This window comes from Clostridium sp. YIM B02551 (genome assembly GCF_022324735.1).
In the GTDB taxonomy this organism is placed as follows: domain Bacteria; phylum Bacillota; class Clostridia; order Clostridiales; family Clostridiaceae; genus Clostridium_T; species Clostridium_T paridis.
The window spans coordinates 472717-497390 of record NZ_JAKGTF010000001.1 but is presented as its reverse complement, the minus strand read 5'-3'; the positions used below and the strand labels follow the sequence as shown (position 1 = coordinate 497390).

24 protein-coding genes are annotated in these 24674 nt (G+C 28.7%); 6 read left to right on the top strand and 18 right to left on the bottom strand.

All coding sequences use genetic code 11. The features are described from left to right. Nucleotides 1–6 precede the first annotated feature (6 nt). Both L1S47_RS02680 and L1S47_RS02675 read right to left on the bottom strand, forming a co-directional pair. Entirely contained in the window at nt 7–486 is a 480-nt protein-coding gene (locus L1S47_RS02680) for a cupin domain-containing protein (RefSeq protein WP_238881939.1), read from the bottom strand. Nucleotides 487–619: 133 nt separating this feature from the next. Next, nucleotides 620–2284, bottom strand: coding sequence for an MFS transporter (locus L1S47_RS02675; protein ID WP_238881938.1), 1665 nt, complete (start codon nt 2282–2284; stop codon nt 620–622). A gap of 143 nt (nt 2285–2427) precedes the next feature. Here L1S47_RS02675 and L1S47_RS02670 point away from each other — a divergent pair, with 143 nt between their 5' ends. Further along, the gene (locus tag L1S47_RS02670) at nt 2428–3066 is read left to right on the top strand and encodes a TetR/AcrR family transcriptional regulator (protein ID WP_238881937.1); all 639 of its coding nucleotides are present in this window, start codon (nt 2428–2430) and stop codon (nt 3064–3066) included. A gap of 36 nt (nt 3067–3102) precedes the next feature. On the opposite strand, the gene L1S47_RS02665 is transcribed toward L1S47_RS02670, so the two are convergent. From L1S47_RS02665 to L1S47_RS02600, 14 genes are all read right to left on the bottom strand, one after another. After that, nucleotides 3103–4179 carry a glycosyltransferase gene (locus L1S47_RS02665; RefSeq protein WP_238881936.1) on the bottom strand — a complete coding sequence of 359 codons (1077 nt, stop codon included), beginning with the start codon at nt 4177–4179 and terminating at the stop codon, nt 3103–3105. A 91-nt stretch (nt 4180–4270) separates the two neighbouring features. Further along, nucleotides 4271–4885, bottom strand: a complete 615-nt coding sequence (locus L1S47_RS02660) for a sugar O-acetyltransferase (protein ID WP_238881935.1) — start codon at nt 4883–4885, stop codon at nt 4271–4273. Nucleotides 4886–4910: 25 nt separating this feature from the next. Beyond that, a complete protein-coding gene (locus L1S47_RS02655) occupies nt 4911–5798 on the bottom strand; it encodes a PHP domain-containing protein (protein ID WP_238881934.1) in 888 nt (295 codons plus the stop codon). A 15-nt stretch (nt 5799–5813) separates the two neighbouring features. Beyond that, the gene (locus tag L1S47_RS02650; RefSeq protein ID WP_238881933.1) at nt 5814–6845 is read right to left on the bottom strand and encodes an ROK family protein; all 1032 of its coding nucleotides are present in this window, start codon (nt 6843–6845) and stop codon (nt 5814–5816) included. Nucleotides 6846–7022: 177 nt separating this feature from the next. Then, nucleotides 7023–7274 (bottom strand): hypothetical protein, encoded by a 252-nt coding sequence (locus L1S47_RS02645; RefSeq protein ID WP_238881932.1) that lies wholly within the window; start codon nt 7272–7274, stop codon nt 7023–7025. A 300-nt stretch (nt 7275–7574) separates the two neighbouring features. Next, complete coding sequence (locus L1S47_RS02640; protein ID WP_238881931.1) at nt 7575–9686, bottom strand: GGDEF domain-containing phosphodiesterase; 2112 nt, start codon at nt 9684–9686, stop codon at nt 7575–7577. A gap of 155 nt (nt 9687–9841) precedes the next feature. Continuing rightward, complete coding sequence (locus L1S47_RS02635; protein ID WP_238881930.1) at nt 9842–10279, bottom strand: hypothetical protein; 438 nt, start codon at nt 10277–10279, stop codon at nt 9842–9844. Then, nucleotides 10276–11289, bottom strand: a complete 1014-nt coding sequence (locus tag L1S47_RS02630; protein WP_238881929.1) for a CPBP family intramembrane glutamic endopeptidase — start codon at nt 11287–11289, stop codon at nt 10276–10278. Before L1S47_RS02630 ends, L1S47_RS02635 begins: the two co-directional genes overlap by 4 nt. A gap of 15 nt (nt 11290–11304) precedes the next feature. Continuing rightward, a complete protein-coding gene (locus L1S47_RS02625) occupies nt 11305–11919 on the bottom strand; it encodes a nucleotidyltransferase family protein (protein ID WP_238881928.1) in 615 nt (204 codons plus the stop codon). 133 nt (nt 11920–12052) lie between these two features. Beyond that, nucleotides 12053–13219, bottom strand: a complete 1167-nt coding sequence (locus L1S47_RS02620) for an AI-2E family transporter (protein WP_238881927.1) — start codon at nt 13217–13219, stop codon at nt 12053–12055. Nucleotides 13220–13406: 187 nt separating this feature from the next. Then, on the bottom strand, nt 13407–14315 hold the full coding sequence (locus L1S47_RS02615; RefSeq protein ID WP_238881926.1) for a S1 family peptidase: 909 nt from the start codon (nt 14313–14315) through the stop codon (nt 13407–13409). Nucleotides 14316–14454: 139 nt separating this feature from the next. Next, entirely contained in the window at nt 14455–15042 is a 588-nt protein-coding gene (locus tag L1S47_RS02610) for a CDP-alcohol phosphatidyltransferase family protein (RefSeq protein WP_238881925.1), read from the bottom strand. Nucleotides 15043–15078: 36 nt separating this feature from the next. After that, complete coding sequence (locus L1S47_RS02605; RefSeq protein WP_238881924.1) at nt 15079–16713, bottom strand: FMN-binding protein; 1635 nt, start codon at nt 16711–16713, stop codon at nt 15079–15081. A 63-nt stretch (nt 16714–16776) separates the two neighbouring features. Continuing rightward, nucleotides 16777–17754, bottom strand: a complete 978-nt coding sequence (locus L1S47_RS02600; RefSeq protein ID WP_238881923.1) for an FAD:protein FMN transferase — start codon at nt 17752–17754, stop codon at nt 16777–16779. 193 nt (nt 17755–17947) lie between these two features. On the opposite strand from L1S47_RS02600, the gene L1S47_RS02595 reads away from it, so the two are divergent. The 3 genes from L1S47_RS02595 to L1S47_RS02585 all read left to right on the top strand — a co-directional run bounded on the left by L1S47_RS02595 (nt 17948) and on the right by L1S47_RS02585 (nt 21518). Further along, on the top strand, nt 17948–18637 hold the full coding sequence (locus tag L1S47_RS02595) for a response regulator transcription factor (protein ID WP_238881922.1): 690 nt from the start codon (nt 17948–17950) through the stop codon (nt 18635–18637). Next, a complete protein-coding gene (locus tag L1S47_RS02590; protein WP_238881921.1) occupies nt 18634–20172 on the top strand; it encodes a cell wall metabolism sensor histidine kinase WalK in 1539 nt (512 codons plus the stop codon). Before L1S47_RS02595 ends, L1S47_RS02590 begins: the two co-directional genes overlap by 4 nt. 74 nt (nt 20173–20246) lie before the next feature. Continuing rightward, a complete protein-coding gene (locus L1S47_RS02585) occupies nt 20247–21518 on the top strand; it encodes a ferric reductase-like transmembrane domain-containing protein (protein WP_238881920.1) in 1272 nt (423 codons plus the stop codon). 47 nt (nt 21519–21565) lie between these two features. Here L1S47_RS02585 and L1S47_RS02580 read toward each other — a convergent pair whose 3' ends face one another. Next, nucleotides 21566–22066 carry a nitroreductase family protein gene (locus L1S47_RS02580; protein WP_238881919.1) on the bottom strand — a complete coding sequence of 167 codons (501 nt, stop codon included), beginning with the start codon at nt 22064–22066 and terminating at the stop codon, nt 21566–21568. Between the two features lie 171 nt (nt 22067–22237). Between L1S47_RS02580 and L1S47_RS02575 the strand changes: the two genes are divergently transcribed. Further along, complete coding sequence (locus L1S47_RS02575) at nt 22238–22705, top strand: YsnF/AvaK domain-containing protein (RefSeq protein WP_238881918.1); 468 nt, start codon at nt 22238–22240, stop codon at nt 22703–22705. A 6-nt stretch (nt 22706–22711) separates the two neighbouring features. Then, nucleotides 22712–23086: a YsnF/AvaK domain-containing protein gene (locus tag L1S47_RS02570; protein WP_238881917.1), complete on the top strand. Its 375-nt coding sequence runs from the start codon at nt 22712–22714 to the stop codon at nt 23084–23086. A gap of 59 nt (nt 23087–23145) precedes the next feature. Here L1S47_RS02570 and L1S47_RS02565 read toward each other — a convergent pair whose 3' ends face one another. Further along, the gene (locus tag L1S47_RS02565; RefSeq protein ID WP_238881916.1) at nt 23146–24615 is read right to left on the bottom strand and encodes a family 1 glycosylhydrolase; all 1470 of its coding nucleotides are present in this window, start codon (nt 24613–24615) and stop codon (nt 23146–23148) included. Nucleotides 24616–24674: the final 59 nt, after the last annotated feature.

The following is a 24674-nucleotide window of genomic DNA, read 5'->3' as shown; positions in this document are numbered from 1 at the left end:
ATTTATTCACCATTTATCTTTTACATTTTCTTCTCCCTTATAATAATCTACTTTTGCACTACTTTCGTATATCTCTTCATATGGCAAAATATTGATTTTCCCTGAATCTGGATATTCACATACATCTAGCCCAAATACTGTCCTGATATCTAAAAACTTGCATGGTTCAGTGGTGTGATTGTATAATTGATGTGCTCCGCTTGGCCCCATTTCAAAAAATACAATATCACCTTCATTTAAAATTAAGAATTCTTTAGGAGTCCTCAGTGTAACTTCTCCTGAAATTATTATAAATAACTCTTCCGAATTTCTATGAAAATGATATGGATATGAATATTTTCCCGGATCAAGTAGTCTTTCATTAAATTGCATATGTTTCGATTTAGCTAGTTCTGATAAACTTTCACTGGTATGCCAAGAGAACTCAGTTACTGGTGACTGTCTTAATTTAAACTTCATAGTATCATTTCTAAAAACTTGTGTCACTTTACATTCCTCCTTTTAATTAACAAAAAAAATAGGTTTATAACTACTATTATAAACCTATCTTAAAACACATTTTAATTTTAAGTAGTTAATTATTTCTATTATATACAATAAACTAATATCTCTTTATATTCTATGCCATGGCATTAGATTTTTTTCCACTCTTACTTTCATTTCTAATATTAAAAGGCACTACAAACAATCCAAATAATGCAATTATGCCAGTTATCAAGTAACACTTATTATAAACTTTATTACTTTCATCTTCTTTAATTTTGTTTATATCTTGTAACACTTTATTTATTTCAATCTCTTGCGCTTGAAATTTCTTTAATACCGCCTCTTGCATATTTTGTGGAACTGTAGGTAAAATCGTTTTTTCCTTCATAGATATTATATTGTGTACCATTTCTTTTGAAAAGCCTTCTCCTTTGCTAGCTGATGAATCATTAATCTTATCATTGATTGTGTCCTTAACTTCTTGTTCTAGAACTACATTTTCATTTACTTTTTCTATTATTTTATTTTTTGTATTATCAATTGCTATATTTGTATAATGTGTACTTAAAGTAGAAACTAATGCAATTGCAATACATGCTGTTAATTGTCTTAAGCTATTTAGTATACCAGATGCCATTCCATTTTTATCAAGAGAAATCTCTTCAAATGCACTTTGATACAGTGGCGTTGTAGAAGCCATACCTAATCCAAGTATAATAAATGCTATATAAATAATTTTAGTATTGTTGCTACTATTCATAAATATAAACATTAAATCTCCTAAGGAAATAAATACAATTGCGAAGAGTGAAACAACTCTTGAAGAAGTTTTTTTAGAAATTAGTGCGAATATTGGTGACATTATAAATGAAGTTGCGCTTGTTATTCCAATAATTAACCCTGATTTTAGAACCGAATACCCAAGTTGATTTTCAAGATAAAAATTCATAAGGTATGAAATAGGCATATATGCAAAAAAGATTATTGAAATTAAAATAATTGATGCTGTATAGCTTTTTGTCTTAAATAAACTAAAATCTATCATTGCGTTAGGAATTTTTCTTTCATATAATAAAAAAATTATTATAGATACTAGTGATGTTATCATTAAAAAAATAATTTTATTACTACTCCATCCATATTCATTTCCTTTAACTAACAAGAATGTAAGTGCGCCTAAGCCATATGCTAGAAGAATCGAACCTACAATATCAACTTTTTTCTCAATTGTTCTATCATAACATTCAACTACATATTTTTCACCTAAAAATAATGCTATTAAGATGAAAGGTATATTCACATAAAAAATAGCTTTAAAATTAAAAGCTTCATTCAAGACCCCACCTAATACTGGACCAGATGCAGCTGAAATAGATATAATCATTCCAATAATAATTGCTAATTTTCCCATAGCATCTTTTCCAAAAAGTTCAATGCCTAAAGGTATTGCTAATGGAGTTAAAATAGCTGCCCCTACACCTTGAATTATTCTAAAAAATATAATCATTGGTAATGAAGTTGAAAGACCACAACATACAGAAGAAATTCCAAAGATAAATAATCCAATTAAAAATAATTTCTTTCTTCCGTAAATATCTGCAATTTTAGAAAAATTAATAAGTAATGCTGAAAAAGGGATTAAATATGATGTGCTAACCCAAGAAATTCCTGTAATGTTTGTATTGAAATAATTAGCCATAGAAGGTAACGATACATTTACTATTGTTCCATCCAAAACGGTTAAAAAACATGCGATTGCTAATGAAATAAATGCTAAAATTTTTTCTTTTCTATTCATGGTAACACTCCTTAGATTGTAATGTGAAATTAATTTCATATTCATATATTATCAATAGAATTTTCTCCTGTCAATAACATGAAATAAATTTCATATTATTGACTTTTCATTTTAGCTATTTTAATATTATATTAGGTGATAATATGGAAAGAAGAATACGAAAACCAACACAAAAAAGAGCTTTAGAAAAGATGGATAAAATTATTCAGGCTTCATTTAAGCTATTCAACGAAATAGGTTACTATAACACTACTACTGCAGATATCGCTAAAGAAGCTGGCGTTGCTACCGGTTCTGTATACGCATATTTTGAAGATAAAAAAGACATTTACTTACATGTTCAAAAAATGGTATCTGACAGATTTATTTATCCTACGAAAGATTTTTGGATGGAAAATAAGATAATTGATTTAGAAAACGAAAATGCTGTAAAAGAAATATTTAGAGTATTTGTGAAATTAATGATTCAGTATCACAATTTTTCTAAACTCTATCATGATGAATTAGATGCCTTAACTTTATTAGATAAGGACGTTAGAAATTTAAAAGAAGCTCAAGAAATAGAAAGAACAAAGAAAATTTACGAAGTTTTTGAAATCATGTCTATTCCTTTTAAAAGTGAAGAAGATTCCGCTATCTTTCTTCATTATTGCAATCTAATCATAGATGATATATGCCATAAAATTCTTTATGACGAAAGTATAAAAGATATAAATTCATATATTGAAAAAGGCGTTGATATGATTTATTCTCTATTTAAATCTACAACACTCACTAGTTAATTTAATAAAAAAAGAGCTAAAAAACTAGCTCTTTTTCTACTTACTCTTTAAACTTTCAAAATATTTTTTATTATAAAGTACTGCTTGATCATTTGGTTTACATTCTGCTGCTTTGTTATTATATCTCATAGCTTCATTTATATTTCCTAGCCTATCATAACATACGCACAGTTGCATAAGTGGAATGTAGTCCCAGTAATCATTATAAATAAATCCCCATCCACTTTCTGGTTTCTCAATGCTTGTAGCTAACTTATACCAAAAAATTGCTCTTTTATAATCATTTTTTTCAAAATAATAATAGCCAATATTACAACATGCCTCAGCTCTTGGTGTATCATATTCAAAGCTTCTTAATAAAATTCTTAAACAATTCTTTTTATCATTTAAATTACTATAGCATTTAGCCAAGTCTAAACAAGCATTTATATTGTCTTCTTGCCATCCTTTATTTGAATCTAGAAATTTATTAAAGCTTTCTATTGCCTCACTATAATATTCATTATAATAAAGCTCTCGTGCATAATAAAATAACCCTCTTATAGTAAGTTTTTTCCCTTCAGATAGATACTTTCTATAAATTATTAGATTTCTTCCTTTTTCATTTTCATGTTCTTTTTTATGTGTTATGCAAATATCAGAATTAATTATTTTCCCGTTAATTTCAAGGTATTCATGAACTGGTTCGTGCCACTTATATCCTTTACTTCTTTTAGAAAGTCTTTCTCTATAATAGGATAAAGTCACTTCCCCTCTTTGATTTAGTCCCACATTATACTTCATCATTACTTCATCAATATCAGATGCCATTGTTTCTTTTAGTTTTAAAAATTTTTTTCTATCTTCCTCTAACATTACATCATCAGCATCTAACCACAGTATATAATCCATAGTTGCTTTCTCAAAAGAAAAATTTCTTGCAGCCGAAAAATCATCAATCCACTTAAAATCATATATTTTATCAGTATAAGCTCTTACTACTTCTTTAGTTTTATCTGATGAACCAGTATCTACTATTATTATTTCATCTACAATATCTTTGATGGAATTAAGACATCTACATATAACATTTTCTTCATTTTTTACAATCATACATAAACTTATAGTAATCATTAATACCTCCATATAAGTTAACATTATAAAATATGTTTAACTACATGAAGGTATAACTTAAATATTGCTCTATTTTTAATTAAGGATCAACCTAAGTGTTATAATCATCTACATCAAATTTGTTCTGTTTATAGTAATACTTACGATCATCTTCAGTTATTTCACGAATAACCTTACATGGATTTCCTGCTGCTATAACATTATCTTGAATATCCTTTGTTACAACGCTTCCAGAGCCAATAACTACATTATTTCCGATATGAACTCCTGGGTTTACTACAACATTTCCTCCAAGCCAAACATTATTTCCTATTGTTATACCTATTCCATATTCATATCCAGAATTTCTTGAGTCAGGATGTATTGGATGTCCTGCAGTATATAGAGAGACATTTGGTGCAAATTGCACATTATCCCCTATAATTACTTTCCCAACATCTAAAATTGTACAGTTATAGTTTGCAAAAAAATTATCTCCAACCTCTATATTCTTTCCATAGTCACAATGAAACGGCGCTTCGATATTTATACATACACCTGTTTTCCCAAGAATTTCTCTTATTAATTTATCAATTTTCTCTTTTTCTTCTGGGTGACAGTGATTATACTCATATATCTTCTTTTTATTTTCCATTCGTTCTTCAGGTAATCCATCTAACCATGCTTTATAGGGCAATCCTGCTAACATTCTGTCTTTTTGATTCATAGTTATTCCCACCTCTCATCACAACCTAAAATTTTATAAATTTTCTTAACCCTTCAATTATCTCTTCTTCAGAATTTTCACATTCTGTACTTCCTAACTTGATACTTGGTTTTGTTTTTCCGTGAAAATCACTTCCGCAGGTTGATATTAAATTATTTTTTAATACACTTTCTTTATAGTACTCTGTCTGCTCTTTATTATGATAGCTACTATAAACTTCCATACCCTTTATTCCGCTTTCTATGATCTCCTTAAGTAATTCTTCTCTTTCTTTAACATTATTACTTGGATGTGCAAGTACAGGTACCCCTCCTGATTCTAAAATTATGTTTATTGCTTCTTTAAGACTTATAAACTTAACTTCTGCATAGGCTGGCTTGCCTTGAGAGCAATAATCCCAATAAAAATTAACATAAGGATTATCACTTCTTTCCCCATTTTCATAATAAGGTTTTAATAATGGATTTTTCTTATATTTGTCAAATTCCATTGCTGCTTCAGCTATCATCTCTCCATTTACAACGCCATTTCTTGAAATAGAGTTAATATAGTCATCTGAAAATTCTATTCCCTGTTCTCTAACAAGCTTCATTCTTTTTTTTGATGCAAATTGCTCTTGAGATATTATATTTTCCTCAATTTCATTAAATATAGGATTATTATAGTCAACTCCATATCCTAATAAATGAAGATTAACACCATTAATAGTGCAGTCTAATTCTATGCCAGGTATTATTGTTATATTTTTATCCTGACAATATTTTTTTGCTTCACTTATTGCTTTTACAGAATTATGATCTGCAATTGAAAAATATTTTAGTTTCTTCTCTAAACATAAATCCACTATAGTTTTAGGTGAAAATTCACCATCATCACTGTAATTTGAATGCATATGCAAGTCTATATAACTCATTTTTAACCCTCCACCTTATATTTTTCTTTCAATTAATTTAATATTATAATTTAAACTTTCTAACGTAATTGAAACAATTCCATTCATATAATCTTCATGTATATCCTCTTTTATAAAAATATTAGCCATGTGTTCTTTTGGAATGATCTTTGTACATTCTTTGTAAATCTCATCTAGTTCATTACCTTTAAATAAATCACCACTTAATACTATAGTTTCAGGATTAATTATAGCAATGATTGAAGTAATTGATTTTACTACAATCTTTAAAAAATCTCTATTATTATTTAACTTTATAAGTTGTTCTTCTCTTTTCATATCAAAAGGCAGAAAGGATAATTCACCCGCAAACTTGGTATTACCTTTAAACATATGTCCATCGATTATGATACCTGCTCCAGGCAAGTTATCTTTAGGGAAAAGAGCATAAACTAAGGTTTTATCTTCATCATATTCCTGTTTTTCATAGAAACCAAAAGCAGTAAAATTCATATCATTTTCAATAATAACTTCCACTTGATATTTTTCTTTCAACTTTTCTCCAAGTGGGAAATTAACTAAATCACTGATATCACAAACCCCAATATGGCCATCATGTACTACTCCAGGGACTCCGATTCCTAAAGCCATTATGTTTTCATATCTCATAATCAATTCTTCAATTGTAGTATCTATAAGTTCAAAATTTATTGATTTTACAATAATCTTTCCCTCTTCAATGTTCTCCCCAAGCAAATTTGTTATTACATAACTTATCGAATTTTCTTTGCCTTCAGTTCTAAGATACATACATGCAATATATGCGTAATCGGCATTATATATAAAACGTCTTGCAGGGCGACCCCCATTAGATTCCTCTAAGTCTATTTCAAGCACTTCACCTTTTTCTAAAAGTTCATTTAAAATATTTCCGCAGGTTGCAATACTAAGTCCTGTGGCCTTAGCTATAGTAGTTTTTGTTCCATAACTTGAGGCTTTTAATGCATTTTTTATTAGCTGAATATTTATTTGCTTTACTTTAATTGTATTATTAGAGACTTGTAACATCTTTCCTCCTTAGACTTTCAACAATACTTAACAAAAGTCTTTTCTTAAGTATTATTATAGTTTTAAATTCTATCCTTGTAAACTTAAATTATATATTTTTATTTATAGCTAAAAGGTTATGAAACAAAATATTCCATAACCTTTTATCATAGATATAATTTATCTTTTTTTCAATAACTAAGGTTGAGCTCCAAACGTTACATCACCTACGAAACACAAGTTAACTACTGCACTGACAGTATTATTAGTTAGACCTAAAAGTGCAACTCCTGCTCCAGTGTCGATAACTGTACCATTAGTAATTCTATTATTAGAATGTGTATCTATATCTGTTGCAACATAACCTATATGGGCTTCAAAAATAAGTCTTAATTGGTTCTTACAACTATTTACACATGCTGCTGGAATTTCTCTAATTGAAGCATCCAATAACTCTTTTAACTGATCAGGAATTCTATCTGCACTATTATCAATTAAGCTATCACTTTGAATTGTTTCAATATTACAAATTGAAACAATTACTCCGTTTAAGAATTCAACTAATGTGGCAGTAGATGAATCAGCTGCATCAGGATAAAATCTTGTTATACTAACATCTGCATTAAATAAAGGTCCCGGAGCACTATCTCCCTTGCAATTTACTTTATATATTCTATGAGGTACTTATCGAAAAAAGAGACATTTTTATACAAAATTGAAGTAATATGTAATAAAATTGTTTTAATAGTATTAATTGTAAACTAGCTGTGAAATCATTAATAATTTATCAAGTTCTTCTTTATTAACTGGTTTACTAAATAAATAACCTTGCCCATAATTGCATTTTTTATCTTTTAGAAATTCTAGTTGCTCCTTTGTTTCTATCCCTTCTGCAACTACCTTTAATTTTAAGTCATGCGTAAGCTTTATAATATTCTCTAAGATTATATTATCTTCTTTTGATTGAGAAACTCCATCTATAAAACTTTTATCAATTTTAACTACATCAATTGGCAATTTTTGCAGGTATGTTATTGAAGAATATCCTGTTCCAAAGTCATCTAGTGCTATTTTAATCCCTTTAGCTTTTAAAACATTTAATACTTCTATTGCAGCATCAACATCTTTCATTACCTCTGTTTCGGTTATCTCTAGTTGAATTTCGTCAAATTTTAATCCTACTTCATTTATAATATTTATAATATCTTCAGTTAAACTCTTTCTAGTAATTCTACTTCCCGAAATATTTACTGACATTTGTATATTGTGGTGTCCCATTTCCTCCCATTCTTTTTTTTGTAACATTGCAGCTTTAAATACCCAGCTGCCAATATAAAATATTAGCCCTGTTTCCTCTGCTAACGGAATAAATTCCATTGGAGATATAATTCCCTTTACAGGATGATTCCATCTAATTAATGCTTCTACCCCTATTAATTCAAATGTATTTAAATTTATTATAGGTTGATACACTAATTTAAATTCTTCCTTTTCAATTGCACTTCTAAGATCATTTACTAACTCAACATATTTTAGTTCTTTCTCCTGCATTGCTTCGGTATAAAAACATAAGTTGTCTTTTGAATTTTTCTTAACATTATACATTGCTATATCTGCATTTTTTAACAGGGTAGATAAAGTACAGCCATTTTCAGGGTACTGTGCTATTCCAATACTATATGAGTTGAAGAACTTATGTTTATTACAAACCCAAGGCTCTTTTAGCTTAACTAATATATTGTTTAATTTAATCCTAACTTCTCTTTTATTCTCAGGATTCTTAAATAAGATTGCAAATTCATCTCCACCAAGTCTTCCTGCAAAATTTGGTTCTTTGATTTCTTCAATTAATATGCTTGATATATATTTTAACAACATGTCGCCCGTTTCATGTCCTAATGTATCATTAATATTTTTAAAATTATCCACATCCATATAAACTAGCGAAAATCTACTATTTTCACTGCAGTTATAAATGATCTCATTAACTTTTTCTTCAAAGTAAAGTCTATTAGGTAATTTTGTAAGCGAATCATACCTAGCAAGAAAATTCAATCTATCATCAGCAATTTTATGTTCTGTGATATCAGCATGTGAACCAGCAACTCTTACCGGCCTGCCTTCCTTTGTCCAAATTCCTTTTCCTTTACTCAATATCCATCTATATTCTCCATTTTTACTTTTCATTCTATAGATGCTTTCATAAGGCCCTTCCCTAGAAGATAAATACTCATTGATTTTTTCTATCACATCTTCTCTTTCATCTGGATGTATTAGATATACCCATGCATCAAAGTTATTACTTATTTCATTTTTTTCATACCCTAAATAATTTTTCCACTTTTCTGAAAAGAAGTAAACTCCATTTTCTATATCCCAATCCCAAATTCCACAATCAGCTCCTTCAACTGCCAATTCATATCTTTGTTCACTAATTGCTAAAGAATCTTGACTTTTCTTAAGTTGATCATTTTGTTCTCTTAATTCTTCCTCCAATACAATAAGTTCTTCATTAACTTCATTTATCTCCTCCATATTGCTATAAATTTTTTCTATAGCTTTTTTAAATAACGTTAATCTTCTTTCTATTAAAACAAGAATTAAAAGTGTTGTAATTATTACATAAACCCACCCCTTATACATTGCAACAATTTTATAATCTGAAATATTTGAAACAATAACACTTGTTGCCTGATCAGATAGGACTATCCACAATACTCCTGCTACTCCATAAATAATAGATATTCTTAGTGATTCTGTTAATGGGTTTATTTTATAATTTTGATTTAGATAATAATTTATATCATTTTTCTCTTTAGAATTACTTCTTACATATCCCCTGATTTTATTAAATACTGTCATAAATATCATCACCACTTTATAATTAATTGTTAGCATGAAGCATATTTATTTAGAATTTACTTAATTATAATTTATGATTTCCTAGATTACTTTAAATATGTAATATGCAAATTAGTAAAAAAATAACCATTGAAAGTTCTCAATGGTTTTAATAATCATCTATGGAATTTACTATATATGCCAATTACAATATTGGTAGGAAATTGACGACTCTCAAATAAAACTGCTATAGATAAAACTGCTTGTACAACTCCAATTGAAAAAAATAATACATGTAGAAAAACAATATCATTTAACATTATACATTGAACTATTATCCAAATTACTAATGCAAAACTTATAACCCCACTTATATAGCCTTGTAGTTTAGTTTTAAAAATAAAAACTAATGCACTTATTATATTTCCTAAGCCAATTACCACAAATAAAATTATTCCTGGAATTAAAAAATCTGTGAATGGTGAATTTTTCAATGTCGTTGTTGGCATTCCCATAGGTGATTGTGGATTAAGAATTGCTGCCAATCCTCCCGCCATTGCTCCAATCCCAACAATAAGATGTAAAATAAGTAATAACCTATATACTATCTTCATATTAAATCCTCCCTACAACTTTCTATAACCTTTTTATCTTTATATTCTTTTGCAAATAAAAATGGTACAAAAACTATAATATATAAAAGACTGTTAAATAATAAATCTTTTAATGTAATTACGGTTCCATAAGTGCTATCTGCGTCAAAAATCATAGAATTATTGATCATATGTATTAAAATTACGGACCATAAGTTATTAGTCCTCATATAAACAAATCCTATAAAAATACCAATTGTTGTGCAAAAAACAACATAATATATTATACATTTTATTGGAGTTGACGGACTATAAAGCATTATACAAAGTGGTAAATGCCATACTCCCCATATTATTCCCAAGATAATTACCCCAACTTTTTTACCAAATACATTTTGTAGTCGAGGTTGTAAATATCCTCTCCAGCCAAATTCCTCGCCAAAAAACAATAAGTAAGTAAATCCCAAATAGAATGGTGTTAGTAACACTATTAGTGGTGTAGTTAGTAGAGCTTTTATTAACTCTCTTAAATCTCCATTTACCACTTGACTAATCATTATTAAAAATAATTTTAATAATATAAATATACAAGCAAACTTAATTACACTCTTCAAATTCTTATTGAAAACTAAATTAGTTTTTTCAAAGCTTCCATCTTTGTTCATAAATATCATAGTTATAGTTATTATGCTAAAGATAGCTAAACTTATATTAAGTATAATTGATAGCTTACTTTGGAAGAAAAATACTCCTAATATTAAAATTAGAATAGATATTAAACTTAGGGCTATATATAACCTATAGAACACATGTAATTTTTTATTAATATTATCTCTTTCATAATATATTGATAGCAAAATAGAACTTAATGCTGGATAAAACATTTGAACTTGAGCAAAACTTGAATTTGAATCCGAATCTACTTTTTTAAAAACAAAAAACATTAACGTACCCATTGCATATGTAATCAAAAAAACTGCTATTAAAAAAGTTATTATTTCTTTTTTATTTTTTTCTATCTCTTTATTCATAACTTCACCTAATACTTATTTCTCCCATGGTATAATATTTAAATCTGGCCATTTTAATATCCATTTCTCTACTTTATCTTCATAAATTTCTTTAGTTATCTGTGCTTTATTAGCACGTACTATTTTCCCAAATAAATCATTAAGTCCATAGGGTGCATAAATCTTTAATTCATTATTTTTATCTTTCCTTACACCAATTGCTGTTGCAGTAGTTGGCCAAGTATTTATTGCTTCTTCAAGATTGTTATATGGTGTAATATCATACCCGAAATGATCTTTATACCAAAGGTGTACTCTTGCTTGGTTTTTAATATCAATTTCTATATTCATATCAGAATATAAGCTTCTAATCTTATTAATTATTTTATTTTCAGATTCAATATTTAAGTTTTCATTATCAAAGTATACAAAATCAATATCTTTTATTCCATAACTTAAAGTCTTATTAGAAATATAATTCCAAACTGTTTGTGCAATACTCCCTGCCCCAATATAATAATTTTCTATTTCTAACTTTTCAGCTCTTTCTAGAGCAGTTTTTATCATTTCACTTGAATAAAGTATTTTTTCTAAGGCTTCTATTTGTAATCTTAAGTCTATGTTATATGCTTTAATTATATTATCCTCCACTTTAAGCTTCACCTCTGTATTTTTTTATTATTTATACCTTATTATACCATAACATACTAAGTTTTTTTTATTCATAAGTAAACTAAAAAGTCTTACCAAACTTGTAAGACTTTCTAATTATTATTTTATTTAATTATTCATGCGCTCTTTCCATATATGATGAATACCACTTGCTAAATAAGATTTTCATTGAAGCTGCAACAGGAACTGCTATTAACATTCCTATTAGTCCTCCGACATTACCCCCAATAAGAATTGCAAGCATAGTGAACACTGGATGTAATCCAACACTATCTCCAACGATTTTGGGAGCCAATAAATTATTGTCTAATTGTTGAACCACAAGCATTCCAATTACAGCATACAAAGCTGTTATTGGCTCACCACTAAGTAATGCCATTACAACTGCAAGAACAGTTCCTACAAGTGGTCCAATATATGGAATCATATTACAAATACCTGCAATTATACCTATTACAATTGCATAATCGATTCCTATAAAATATAAGACTATTGTGGATAAAATTCCTACCATGCATGCCTCTAAAAGTTGTCCTCTAATGTAATTATTAAATGTATTATCAATTATACTGAATATTTCTTTGAGCTTATATCCTGCATTACTTTTCTTAAATATAAGATTAAATATCTTATTCCACAAATCTCTAAAATATTCAGAATCCTTAATTAAATAGATACTCAATACTAAGGCAATAAAAAATGTAGCTATATTACCACCTAAATTAACTATAAAATTTGTTATACTTCCTATACTTGTTGAAACGTATGATTGAACAGAACTTATACCTTGAGCTATTTTACTATTTAAATCTTCTGGAATTGAAATATTTAGACTTTTTAATTTTTCAGTTATAGAGTTAACTGATAATGTTGAATTATTCAAATGCTCAGTTAAATAAATAGTCATATTGGCTATAGTTGTATTATTTGAAAGCTTGCCTCCAACCATAACATATATACCAGAAATTATACCAACGAAAACTGCTAATACTAAAGTATACATAAGCAAAATACCAATTGTTCTTCTTGAAGAAGCTTTTTTCAAGATTTTTCTACTCTCTAAAAATCCTTCAATAGCATGGACCCCTGGCTTCAATAAGTATGTAATTACTAAAGCTATAATTAATGGTTTTACTAAGTTAACTACTTTTACAAGTGTATCGGAAACTACTAAAATAATACTCCCTAAGTTGTTAAAAATTGATATACACATATAAATCAGAAGTACAGTTCCTGCTGCATATAAACAATATTGTACTAATCTCTTATCTAATTTCATTTTAACCTGCCTTCCTAATTAGTTATAAATATTTAAAATCAAATTTATCTTATAATTAATATTATAATAAAAGTATACTAAATGGTAAAGAAAAACTCATTTTATCATGATACTATAAATATAGCTACTATTACACTTTATTTTGTAATAGTAGCTTTCTTAATTTAGCGAAATGCTTGTCCCATGATTATGCCAAATTTACATTTAATACTCTCAATACATTTTTTATTGGATTATAGACTGTAAACTCTGAACTTCCTGCAAATAGTAGCCCTACAGCATTGTTTTCTTTGTCCAATAAAAGACTTCCGGAATCTCCACCCTTTGACATATTATTAGTAATAATCTGATTTACAAATAATGCATCGCCTGTATCGTAACCTACTATAACAGTTGCATTAGTATATAATATATTACCAATAGTAAATCCAGTTGTTCTCCCTGTTTTCTTAACAGCTAGTCCTACAACAGGGTTTGTTATTCCATTAATATATCCTTGCCACATAATTTCGGAAGATATATTTTCATTTGGACATAAAGCTATCGCACAATCTACAATATTTATTGGTATTCTAGTTGTAGAAATAAACCTGATAGGTTCAAAATCTACTAAATTCCCTATAATATCTCCTGGAATTACTCCACCATCTATTGGTCCTGGTTGAACGATTGGAGAACCTAAAGGTGCTCTATTTTCATCTGCTAAAACGTGGTTATTACTCAAGATATAATGCTGAGTTTCAAGTCCATATCCATTAAAAGCTGCACAACCAATGGTACCTGCTGTAATACCTACTACTCCAACACTGTATCCACCCATGGCAGGTCTTATTCTTTGGGTTAAGCCCAAGGCCTTTATCTCACCAACTTGAACTACATCAGTTGGTATCCCATTAATTGTTTTTGGAATTATTTTTGATGGATCTAGTGAACTAGTAGGTAACTTTTCTTTAACAAAAATTGCAATACACTTTTCGCCTGTGTTCTTTCCACCAACTACTTTTACACCGTTTGCTAATCCAACAATATTATCATAGTCAATGATTTTTGAATACTCCTCATTACAGATTCTAACTATTTCATCATTCTGACTCATTCTCATCTTCCCCTTGTATTGTTAATTATTTTTTTATCATTAGTTGCTTAATATATAATATGTTTTAAGGGAAGATTTGTGTCACATTATTAGAGAAGTAGCATATACTGATATGCTAATTTTCCCATTTATGACTATTTTATGTTTCTATAACATTTAAATTTCTAAACTCCAAACATTTTTTTATTCTCATGCTAGAAGAATAAATTCCAGCTAATAATGTTGCATAAAGTAAATATTTAATTAAGCTTTGTCCATAAAAAGGTACTATACAACTTACCAAGCACGTAATTCCCGGAATTATATAAAAGCTAGCTGCAGTTATTCTTCCTAACTTATCAAAAACAAATGGATTTTCTGACTTTCTATTATAATTTCTCATAAAATTCGATGTCACTGTAAATTCTAAGAATTTAATAAATATAAAACCTAAAAACCATAAGTAAATCTTTCCTGCCACTATTAACGCTGAATAAGAAATTGTCATATAAAATAAATCGGCAAAAACATCGAACTTAGCTCCAAATACTGTAGTATTTCCAGTCTTTCGTGCTATTTTACCATCTATAAAATCAGAAAAACATATACATAAAAATATTAAGGTAATTGCCTCAAAATTTTCATTTGAATATGTATCTTGTTTTAAAATTAAATATGCAAAAGCAATTGATAAGAATATCCGTAAACTAGTTATGATGTTAGGTAATTTTGATAGTGATTTTTTCATTTTTTCCATCTCCAATTAATTTATTTTAATTTAGTACTACATTTTAGCTTTACTTAATGCATCTTCTACTGCCGCTTTAATACCGTTACTACTTCTTGTTGCTCCTGATACTCCATCTACATTAGTAGATTGAGCATTAACAATTTCACTAGGTAAATTTTCAAATGCTCTTTCTGCAAATCTTGGAGTTTCATTATTGTCTCCTATTTCAACTGCTGATATTTTACCATTTTGTACTGTTACAGATACTTGAAGGTTTGGTCTATACCCTCTTCCTGTTCCTTCATATACTCCATCCTTATATTGTGATTGACTATTTTGAGTAGAGTTACTTCCGCTTGTTTGAGCGTTTGAGTTATTGTTGTTATTATTAGTAATTGTATTTGCATCATTTGTTGAACTATTATTTGTAGCTTCGTTATTACTTTTTGTATTTGTTGAATTTGATGTTTGTGTATTAGTATCTGCTGTAGCTGATGTATCTTCTGCCTGACTTAATGCATCTTCTACTGCTTCCTTAATTCCATTACTGCTTCTTGTTGCCCCTGATACTCCATCAATATCTGTAGATTGAGCTGTAATAATTTCACTAGGTAAATTTTCAAATGCTCTTTCTGCAAATCTAGGAGTTTCATTATTAGAGCCTATTTCAATGTTGGATATTTTACCTTCTTTAATAGTAACTGCAACTTGAAGTCCAGATCTATACCCATTTCCTGTTCCTATATATGTTCCATCCTTGTATTTTTTAGATTGATTATTTGTTTGTAAGCTACCAGCTATATTATTTTTCTGACTTTGTGTTATTGATGAATTTTCTATAGTTTTACTTAATACATTTCCACCAGTATATAGTACTGTCAATCCTCCTATGGCTACACAAGCAGCTAGTGCTGGGCTTACATTTTCACCACATATTTCAGCTTTTGTATTTTTCCTTGGACAAACATCTAAACATTTAAAGCAGTTAATACATTCACCGCTTCTTATTTTGTCACTTTCATACATTGGTATTCCCATTGAACAGTTATTTGTACATATCCTACACTTTCCACATTTATCTCTTTTCTTTGAAATGTCGAATATTCTTAATTTAGATGTAAGTGAAAAAATTGCTCCTAACGGGCATAAATATCTACAAAAAAACCTTTCAATAAATAATGAGCCAATAATTATTAAAATAAGAATTATTGAACCTATTGTATACTGAGATATTGCATCACCAAACTGAGGCAATTGAGCAAATGCATCCCAAGGACTAGATGATTCAAATAAAGTGCTTTTTTCAGTCCAAATGAAATAGATAATAAAAAGTAGGATCAAGTATTTTAAGCTTTTTAATAAAGAATCTAAGGTTTCATCTACTCTAAACTTTAACTTAAATATCTTACTTGATATTAGATATAGAAAATCATTTAAAGTTCCAAAAGCGCATAGCCACCCACAAAAAAATCTACCCAAAAATATTGTTATTGGAATTACTGTAATTACTTCTGCAGACTTTCCAATCATTTGTATAAAGGTGAAGTTTCCATTTATTATTCCTTGATATATGTCCCTTATCTCACTAAAAGTTAAGATAAATACTCCCGGAAAAAGTATTAACCCGATGACTTGTACAATCTTTCTTGCTATTTGAATTTTAGATATCTTTTTACTTAAATTAGCCATTTTGTGCCTCCCTATTTGTTATGAATAATGTAATAAATTCTATTTCTTCGTAAATAAATTTAATTAAGCTACTATATACTCCTCATTTACTAATTTAAAGTTGTTTTTGATACCATCTGTAATATAAATTTTCTTATTCTCAGTTATAAATATCCCATCAACATTTGGTATAGATTGAATTAATTTATACCCTTTCTCTAATCCCATAACATATGCACAGGTTGATAGTGCATCGCCATCAATAGAATTATCTGATATGATAGTTACGCTTATTACTCCATTTTCAGAAGGAAATCCTGTTTTTGAGTCTAAAATATGATGATATCTTTTCCCTCTAGATATAAAAAATCTTTCATAATTTCCTGAAGTAACTATGGATTTATTTTTAACAGAAAGTACTCCCATATATGTTCCTGTTGGTTTTACTGGATCTTGTATTCCTATCCTCCATGGGTCTCCTTTTAAGTTGCCACCAAGTGCAAAAATATTCCCTCCCAAATCTATAACTGCACTCTTTACATTATTTTTTAATAAAATATCTCTTGTTTCATCAGCAGCAAACCCCTTTGCAACTGCTCCTAGATCTATTGATTGGTCTTTATTATTAAGTCCAATAGATTGTTCATATTTATTAATCCTAATATCCTTATAATTAACAAGCTTCAGCACTTTTTCTATTTTCTCCTTATCAGGGACTTCCTGTATGCCTCTCCCAAACCCCCAAACATCAATCAAAGGCCTAATAGTTGGATCAAAGGCTCCCTTTGACATTTCTGAATACTTTAATGAAGTTTCAAGAACATAGTAAGTATCCATACTTACACTTTGTAAACATACTCCTGCATTTTTATTTATTTTTGAAACTTCACTATCTTCTTTAAAGACGGACATCTTATCATCTATCTCTTGTAATCTTTTTAAGCTTTTATCTATACCTTTTGTGGCATTTTTCCCATATACTTTTAAATTAATTATTGTACCAAGCACATATGAACATTTAATAATAGGAATACTACCTTCATTTTTCTTGAACCATAACAAATCTAAAACCTCCTTCCTATCATCTATATAAATTATAAATATGCTAGCTTAATCTAAACTGAGAGAAACCTTAGAATAAGCTGAGAATCCTGTTAATATTTTTAGAATTCCAAAGAAATTATTAAAAATCTATTGAAATTTTTTAATTTTTATTTAAAACTTAATTTAATAACAAACCAAAGGAGAAAAAATTATGCCTTCACTTTTTAATAAACAAATAAATATTCTAATTGTTGATGATGAAGAAAGTATTGTTGAGTTTATAAAGATGGGATTAGAAGCTGAAGGATTTACAGTTCACACTGCCTTCGATGGAAATGAAGCAATTAAATTAGCTAAAGAAGTGAGTCCACATATTATTATTTTAGATATAATGCTTCCTGGAATTAATGGATACGAAGTTTGCTTAGAAATCAAGAAATTTATAAAAACATCTATAATAATGTTAACCGCAAGAGATGACGTAGATGATAGAGTGAAAGGATTGGATTTAGGAGCTGATGATTATATGGTTAAGCCATTTAGCTTTAAAGAACTTCTAGCTAGGATAAATGTTAGGCTTAGAAACAGTTTCCCTGAATTAGCAGACCTTTTATCCATTGGCGACTTTTCTATTGACAATGGTGCTCATGAAATTTGCTATAAAGATAAACTACTTGAGTTATCACCCACAGAATATAATTTACTTAAATACTTGCTAATAAATAATGGTTTAGTACTTAGTAAATCAACTATCCTTGAAAATGTCTGGGGATTTGATTTTAATGGAGAAATGAATATTGTAGAAGTATATATTAGATACCTAAGAGATAAAATCGGAGACAAGGATCATAATATAATTCGCACAGTTCGTGGAGCTGGTTATAAGGTGGCTATACAATGAAAATAAATTTTAAGTTTCCTAACACTAAAAGTTTACGCTTTAAGCTTTTATCTCGCTTTTTACTAATTCTATTATTTTTACTATTAGTTATCGGAGCATATCAATATTTTACTATGAAGCAATATCTCTATAAAAGTAAAGAGCAAGTATTAGAGGCAAGAATTCATAATGTTGACCCTAAGAAACTAAGTGAGATACAATCTTCAGATTCTTTAAAAGCATATAGCTCAGAAATAATAGATAAAATTTTAGATAACTATACAACTGTCGCTATTATTGATTCAAAAGGTAATATTGTAGCTGGTGACAGTAAAACTAAGGATGAAAATGGGCATAATAGCTCAGATATTCTACAAGATGTAGGTGATATAAAAGAACATGACCATGCTCCAATATCTATTCCTAATCTTTCAAGCAATTATTATTTAAATTTATTTCAAATGAGTGGAAATCTTGAAGGTTATAGTTTAGTTAAAGATCAAGATAACAATCTACAAATTGTTATTTGGCGTAAAGTAGGAAGTCTTGATTCACCAGCTGGATTGATTCAACTAAGTACTTCAGCAAAGCAAGTACAGGACATACTGCTTCAACAGATATACATTTATGTGGTCGCTTCAATACTTGTTTTATTTATAGGTTCGCTGCTTGGAGTTACTATTTTTAAACTAACTTTAAAACCTTTATATAATGTTACCGATACTGTAGGTAAAATTAACGCTAAACAATTATATATGAGATTACCTATAAATACTGGGCAAACTGAAATTGATACCCTCTCAAACTCTTTTAATAATATGCTTGAAAGAATTGAAATTTCATTTGAGCAAGAACAAATTATACGTGAAAAAATGAGACAGTTTGTTTCAGACGCTTCACATGAATTAAGGACTCCTCTTACATCTATTCATGGGTTTGTAGAAGTTTTATTAAGAGGAGCTGCAAAAAATGAAAAACAGTTAGATTTAGCCTTAAATAGTATTTTAATTGAAAGTGATAGACTTACAAAATTAGTAAATGACTTATTATTACTAACTAAACTTGATCAAAAAGTTAATGTTGAAATAAAAAGAGAAAATATAAATGAAATAATTGAGGAAGTCTTCCCTCAGCTTCAAATATTATCTGGAAAGAGAGCAATTGAACTACAATTAGATAAAGATTTATTTGTTGACACTAATAAAAATCAAATTAAACAAGTTATATTTAATTTGGTACAAAATGCTGTACAACATACAGATGAAATAAATGGAGTTATTACTATAAATACAAGTTCTGTTAATGGTGCTACTGGAGAATACTTAAAACTTCAAATTTCAGATAATGGTACTGGAATACCAAAAGAGCACCTAACTGAAATATTCGATAGATTTTTTAGAAGTGAATTACATAGATCACGTAAACATGGTGGCTATGGTTTAGGACTATCTATTGTTAAATCTATAATTGATTCAAATAACGGAAATATTAAAGTTGACAGTGAATTAAATAAAGGAACTACTTTTACTATTTATTTAAAAGTTAGTTCTTCATAAATTTTTTTAAGATTATAAACTAATATTAAAAATACCTTACTGTCAGCTAATTTAAATGATTGAAGGTGTTAAAAATGAAAAAACAAAAAGGATTAATAATTATAATGATAAGCATTATAATAACATATATTTCATGGGTTTTTATTAGACCTACTAGAGATATCCCTGCAATAACTCAATATTCTCAATTAATCGCTGCAATAGTTATGGTATTTTTCTGCTTAATTAATTTTATTTCTACTCGCCATAAATTTGCTGACTACATGTTTAATGGGTTAGATAAATCATACTTGTATCATAAATATTTAAGTATTTTTTCACTAATACTTATATTAATTCACAATCAGACAATTGATATAGGGAAAAAGTTACAAAGAACATCGGGAATTAGAATCCCCAAAGATCCCTATGCAATGTACGGAAGCTTTAGTTTATACTTATTTGTAGCACTTATACTAATTGCTCTTTTAGCTAAAAAGTTAAATTATGAACGTTGGAAAGTAATTCATAAGTTTATGATTATTCCTTATTCTATGGGTATTTATCACTATTATGGTAGTTCAAACTACCCTACTTTCTCCTTAGATTTCTTTAGTATTTGGATGAATCTTATAAACTTAATTGGAATAATATCAGCAGTTTATAGTATCTTTATTTATGAGAAAAAGTCTTTTAAATATAATTATAAGGTCAAAAGCCTAAGAACTGTTGCAATAGGAACCTTAGAAATAACAGGAAGTGCTCTAAGTAATGATTTAGAATATAAACCAGGACAGTTTGCATTCCTAAAAGTAATAAATGAAGATTCTAATTTTACTTCTCATCCTTTTACTTTAAGTGAGGCTCATAAAAAAGGGGAAATTCAATTTACAATTAAAGCCTTAGGTGATCATACTAAAAAATTGATTGAAACTCTTAAAGTAGGTGATGAATTTAACGTTTCAGGTCCATATGGCAAATTTGATTTTAAGCGTGGAGCTAATAATCAAATTTGGATAGCAGGTGGTATAGGAATAACTCCTTTTAGAAGTTTTGCTCAAGCAGACGTACCTAAGGATTTTTCAATAGACTTCTTTTACGCTTACAATAGCGAAGATGATGCACCCTATGTAGAAGAATTAAAAGAATTAACTTCAAATTTAAATAATGTAAGGTTACATCTATTTAATTCAAAAGAAAAAGGTTTTTTAAGTGTTAAAGAGATTAGTGAACTTATAACAATAAATGCTCCAATTGATGTTTATTTTTGCGGTCCTAAGCCAATGAGAGAAGGTTTAATGAAACAATTTAAAAATAGCAATATTAATGTATCAAACTTTCATTATGAACATTTTCAATTTAAATAATAAAGATAAAAAGACCAGAGACAATGTTTCTGATCTTTTTATCTTTATTACCATTTTTCAAAATGCACTTTACTTTCATTATATCTATCTACGAATTTAGGTTCTTCAAGAGGATAACCTAATGCAACTACTGAATATGGAAGAATGCTTTTAGGTAAATAGAACATCTCCTTAACGTAATTCATTCTCTCTTCTACTGGTGCACATGCTAACCATAATCCACCTAGTCCAAGTTCTACAGCTTCTAGTAAAATATTTTGTGTTACTGCTCCTAAATCTTGTTCCCAGCATTCAGCTGACTTCATACTGTCTTTATTTGCACATACTATAATTGCAAGAGGTGCATCTCCAACTGGCTTTGAATAGGAACTCATACCTTCTAGTTTTTTTAAAGTATCTTTATTTTCAACTACAAGGAACTCCCACTCTTGCTGATTATATGATGATGGTGCCTGCATAGCTGCTCTTAATAGTCTTTCAATTTTTTCTTTTTGTACTTTTGCATCTTTATATGCTCTTATACTTCTTCTTTTATTTATAACTTCCATTTTATCACCTCAAATTTTATTTATCTAAAATATTATTTGCACTTTAATAGTTTTTTATTTTGAAATTTATTTTATAATAACTTATCCAATATTAACTAAGGATATATCTATAATTATTGGACATCCTATTATTGAGGTAATTTTTATTATTTACTACAGGAGGTAATTATAATGAGCAAATTTTTAGACGACTTATTTGGAACTAAAGAAAATATAGATGAGGAAAAAAGAGATGGAAAGCTTGAACTTAGACAAGAAGAATTAGATGTTACTAAAAATAAAGTAAAGACAGGTGAAGTAACTTTAAGTAAAGAGGTTATTGAAGAAGAAAAACATGTTGATGTGCCAGTTATGCATGAAGAAGTTGTTATAGAAAGAAAAGCTCTTAACCATGAGCCATCAGATGCTCCTATATCTTCTGGAGAAACTATACATATACCAGTGAGTGAAGAAAAAGTGGATGTTGGAAAACATACAGTTATAACTGGAGAAGTTACTGCTCATAAACGTGAAATAGAAGATACAAAAACTATAAATGAAACACTAAAAAAGGAAGAAGCTCGTATTGATAAAGATGGTGATGCTAATCTAGCTTCTGCTGACCCACAACAAGATGAAGAAACAAGAGGATTTTATTAAGATATAATGGATAAGTGCAAAGAAGAGAAAATGCAGCTACATGAAGAGCAACTTGATATAGTGAAAAAGTGGGTAAAAAATGGCGAAGTGAAAATTTATAGTGAAATAATTATCGAAGAGAAAAATATTACAGTTCCTTTAAAAAAAGAAGTGTTAGTAATAGAAAAAATTAAAAACGATAAAAGTACTAATACTTCCGACGTTATTAGAATTCCAATAAGGCAAGAAGACTTAGAAATTGTAAAACATCCAGTTGCTTTAGAAGAGGTTTCTGTTTATGTAAAAGAAATTAAAGACATTGTGAATATTGATGAAACAATAAAAAAAGAAGACATTAAAATAGATTCAAACGTTGATGAAAAAATAATTTATAGTAAATAACTTTATATAAAGTAAAAAAGATAATGTATTTGAACTACATTATCTTTTTTTAAAATTTTCTATTCTAAACTAATATCTTCACCATTGGTTGAAATAACTTTCTTGTACCAATAGAATGATTTTTTTCTACTTCTATTTAGAGAACCTTTTCCTTTATCATCCATATCTACATATACAAATCCATAACGTTTTTTCATTTCACCAGTTCCAGCTGAAACAAGATCAATACAACCCCATGGAGTATATCCTATTAAATCAACCCCATCTAATTCGATTGCCTTTTTCATCTCAGCTATATGATCTCTTAAATATTCTATTCTATAATCATCATTTATTGAACCGTCAGATTCTACAGTATCGCTTGCACCTAGACCATTCTCTACAATAAATAGTGGTAATTCATATCTCTCATATAAGTAATTTAATGAAGTACGTATTCCTAGTGGGTCAATTGGCCATCCCCAATCTGATTCCTTAAGATATTTATTTTTCATTACTCTAATTACATTTCCTTCTGTTGTCTCAGTATCCTTTCTAGCACTAGAAACTGAAGAATTGTAATAGCTAAATCCAATATAATCAACTACACCTTCTTTAAGAATTTCATCATCACCTTGTTCTTTTTTGATTATAATACCTCTTCTTTCAAACTCTTTCAATTTGTAAGCTGGATAATATCCTCTGCATTGAACATCACAGAAGAAATATTTTAAATCACGTGATGCGAATAAATCTTCTTGAACATCTTCAGGTTTACAAGTTTCAGGATATGAAAGTATATATGCAACCATCATTCCAATCTTAAAATCAGGATTGATTTCATGACCTAATTTAACTGCTTTTGCACTTGCAACAAATAGGTGATGTATTGCTTGATAACGAGTTTGGTGATCTGTTTTTCTTGTGCCTAAAGTAGCATACCCATTTAGTAAATTTATTTCATTAAAGGTCATCCAGTATTTAACCTTATTTTTATAACGTTTAAATATTGCTTCGCAATAATTAGTAAAATAATCTACTACTCTTCTATCTAACCATCCATCCATTTCATCAGCTAAATATTTAGGTATGTCAAAATGACATATTGTAACAACTGGTTCAATTCCATACTTTAAACACTCATCAAATACATCATCATAGAATTTTAAGCCTTCTTCATTCGGAGTTGTTTCATCCCCCTTAGGAAAAATTCTTGACCAACTTAATGACATTCTAAAACACTTAAAACCCATTTCAGCTAATAGTGCTATGTCCTCTTTATAATGATGATAAAAATCTGTAGCCACATGGCTTGGGTAATAGTAATTGTCATCAATACACCCACTTGCCCCATTAGGTATTTGCTCATGACGGCCAACTGAAGTCACTGTTCCATCTAAAAGTCTAATAGTAGCCTTTCTAGGTGTATTCAAGCTTCCTTCAGTTATAATATCTGAAGTTGCAAGACCTCTTCCACCTAAATTGTACCCTCCTTCATATTGATTTGCAGCTGTTGCGCCACCCCATAAAAAGTTTTTTGGAAATCCCATATATTTCTCTCCTCCCTAAACCTTATGTTTTTAAAGCACTTCTTTTGTTCAACCTTTAA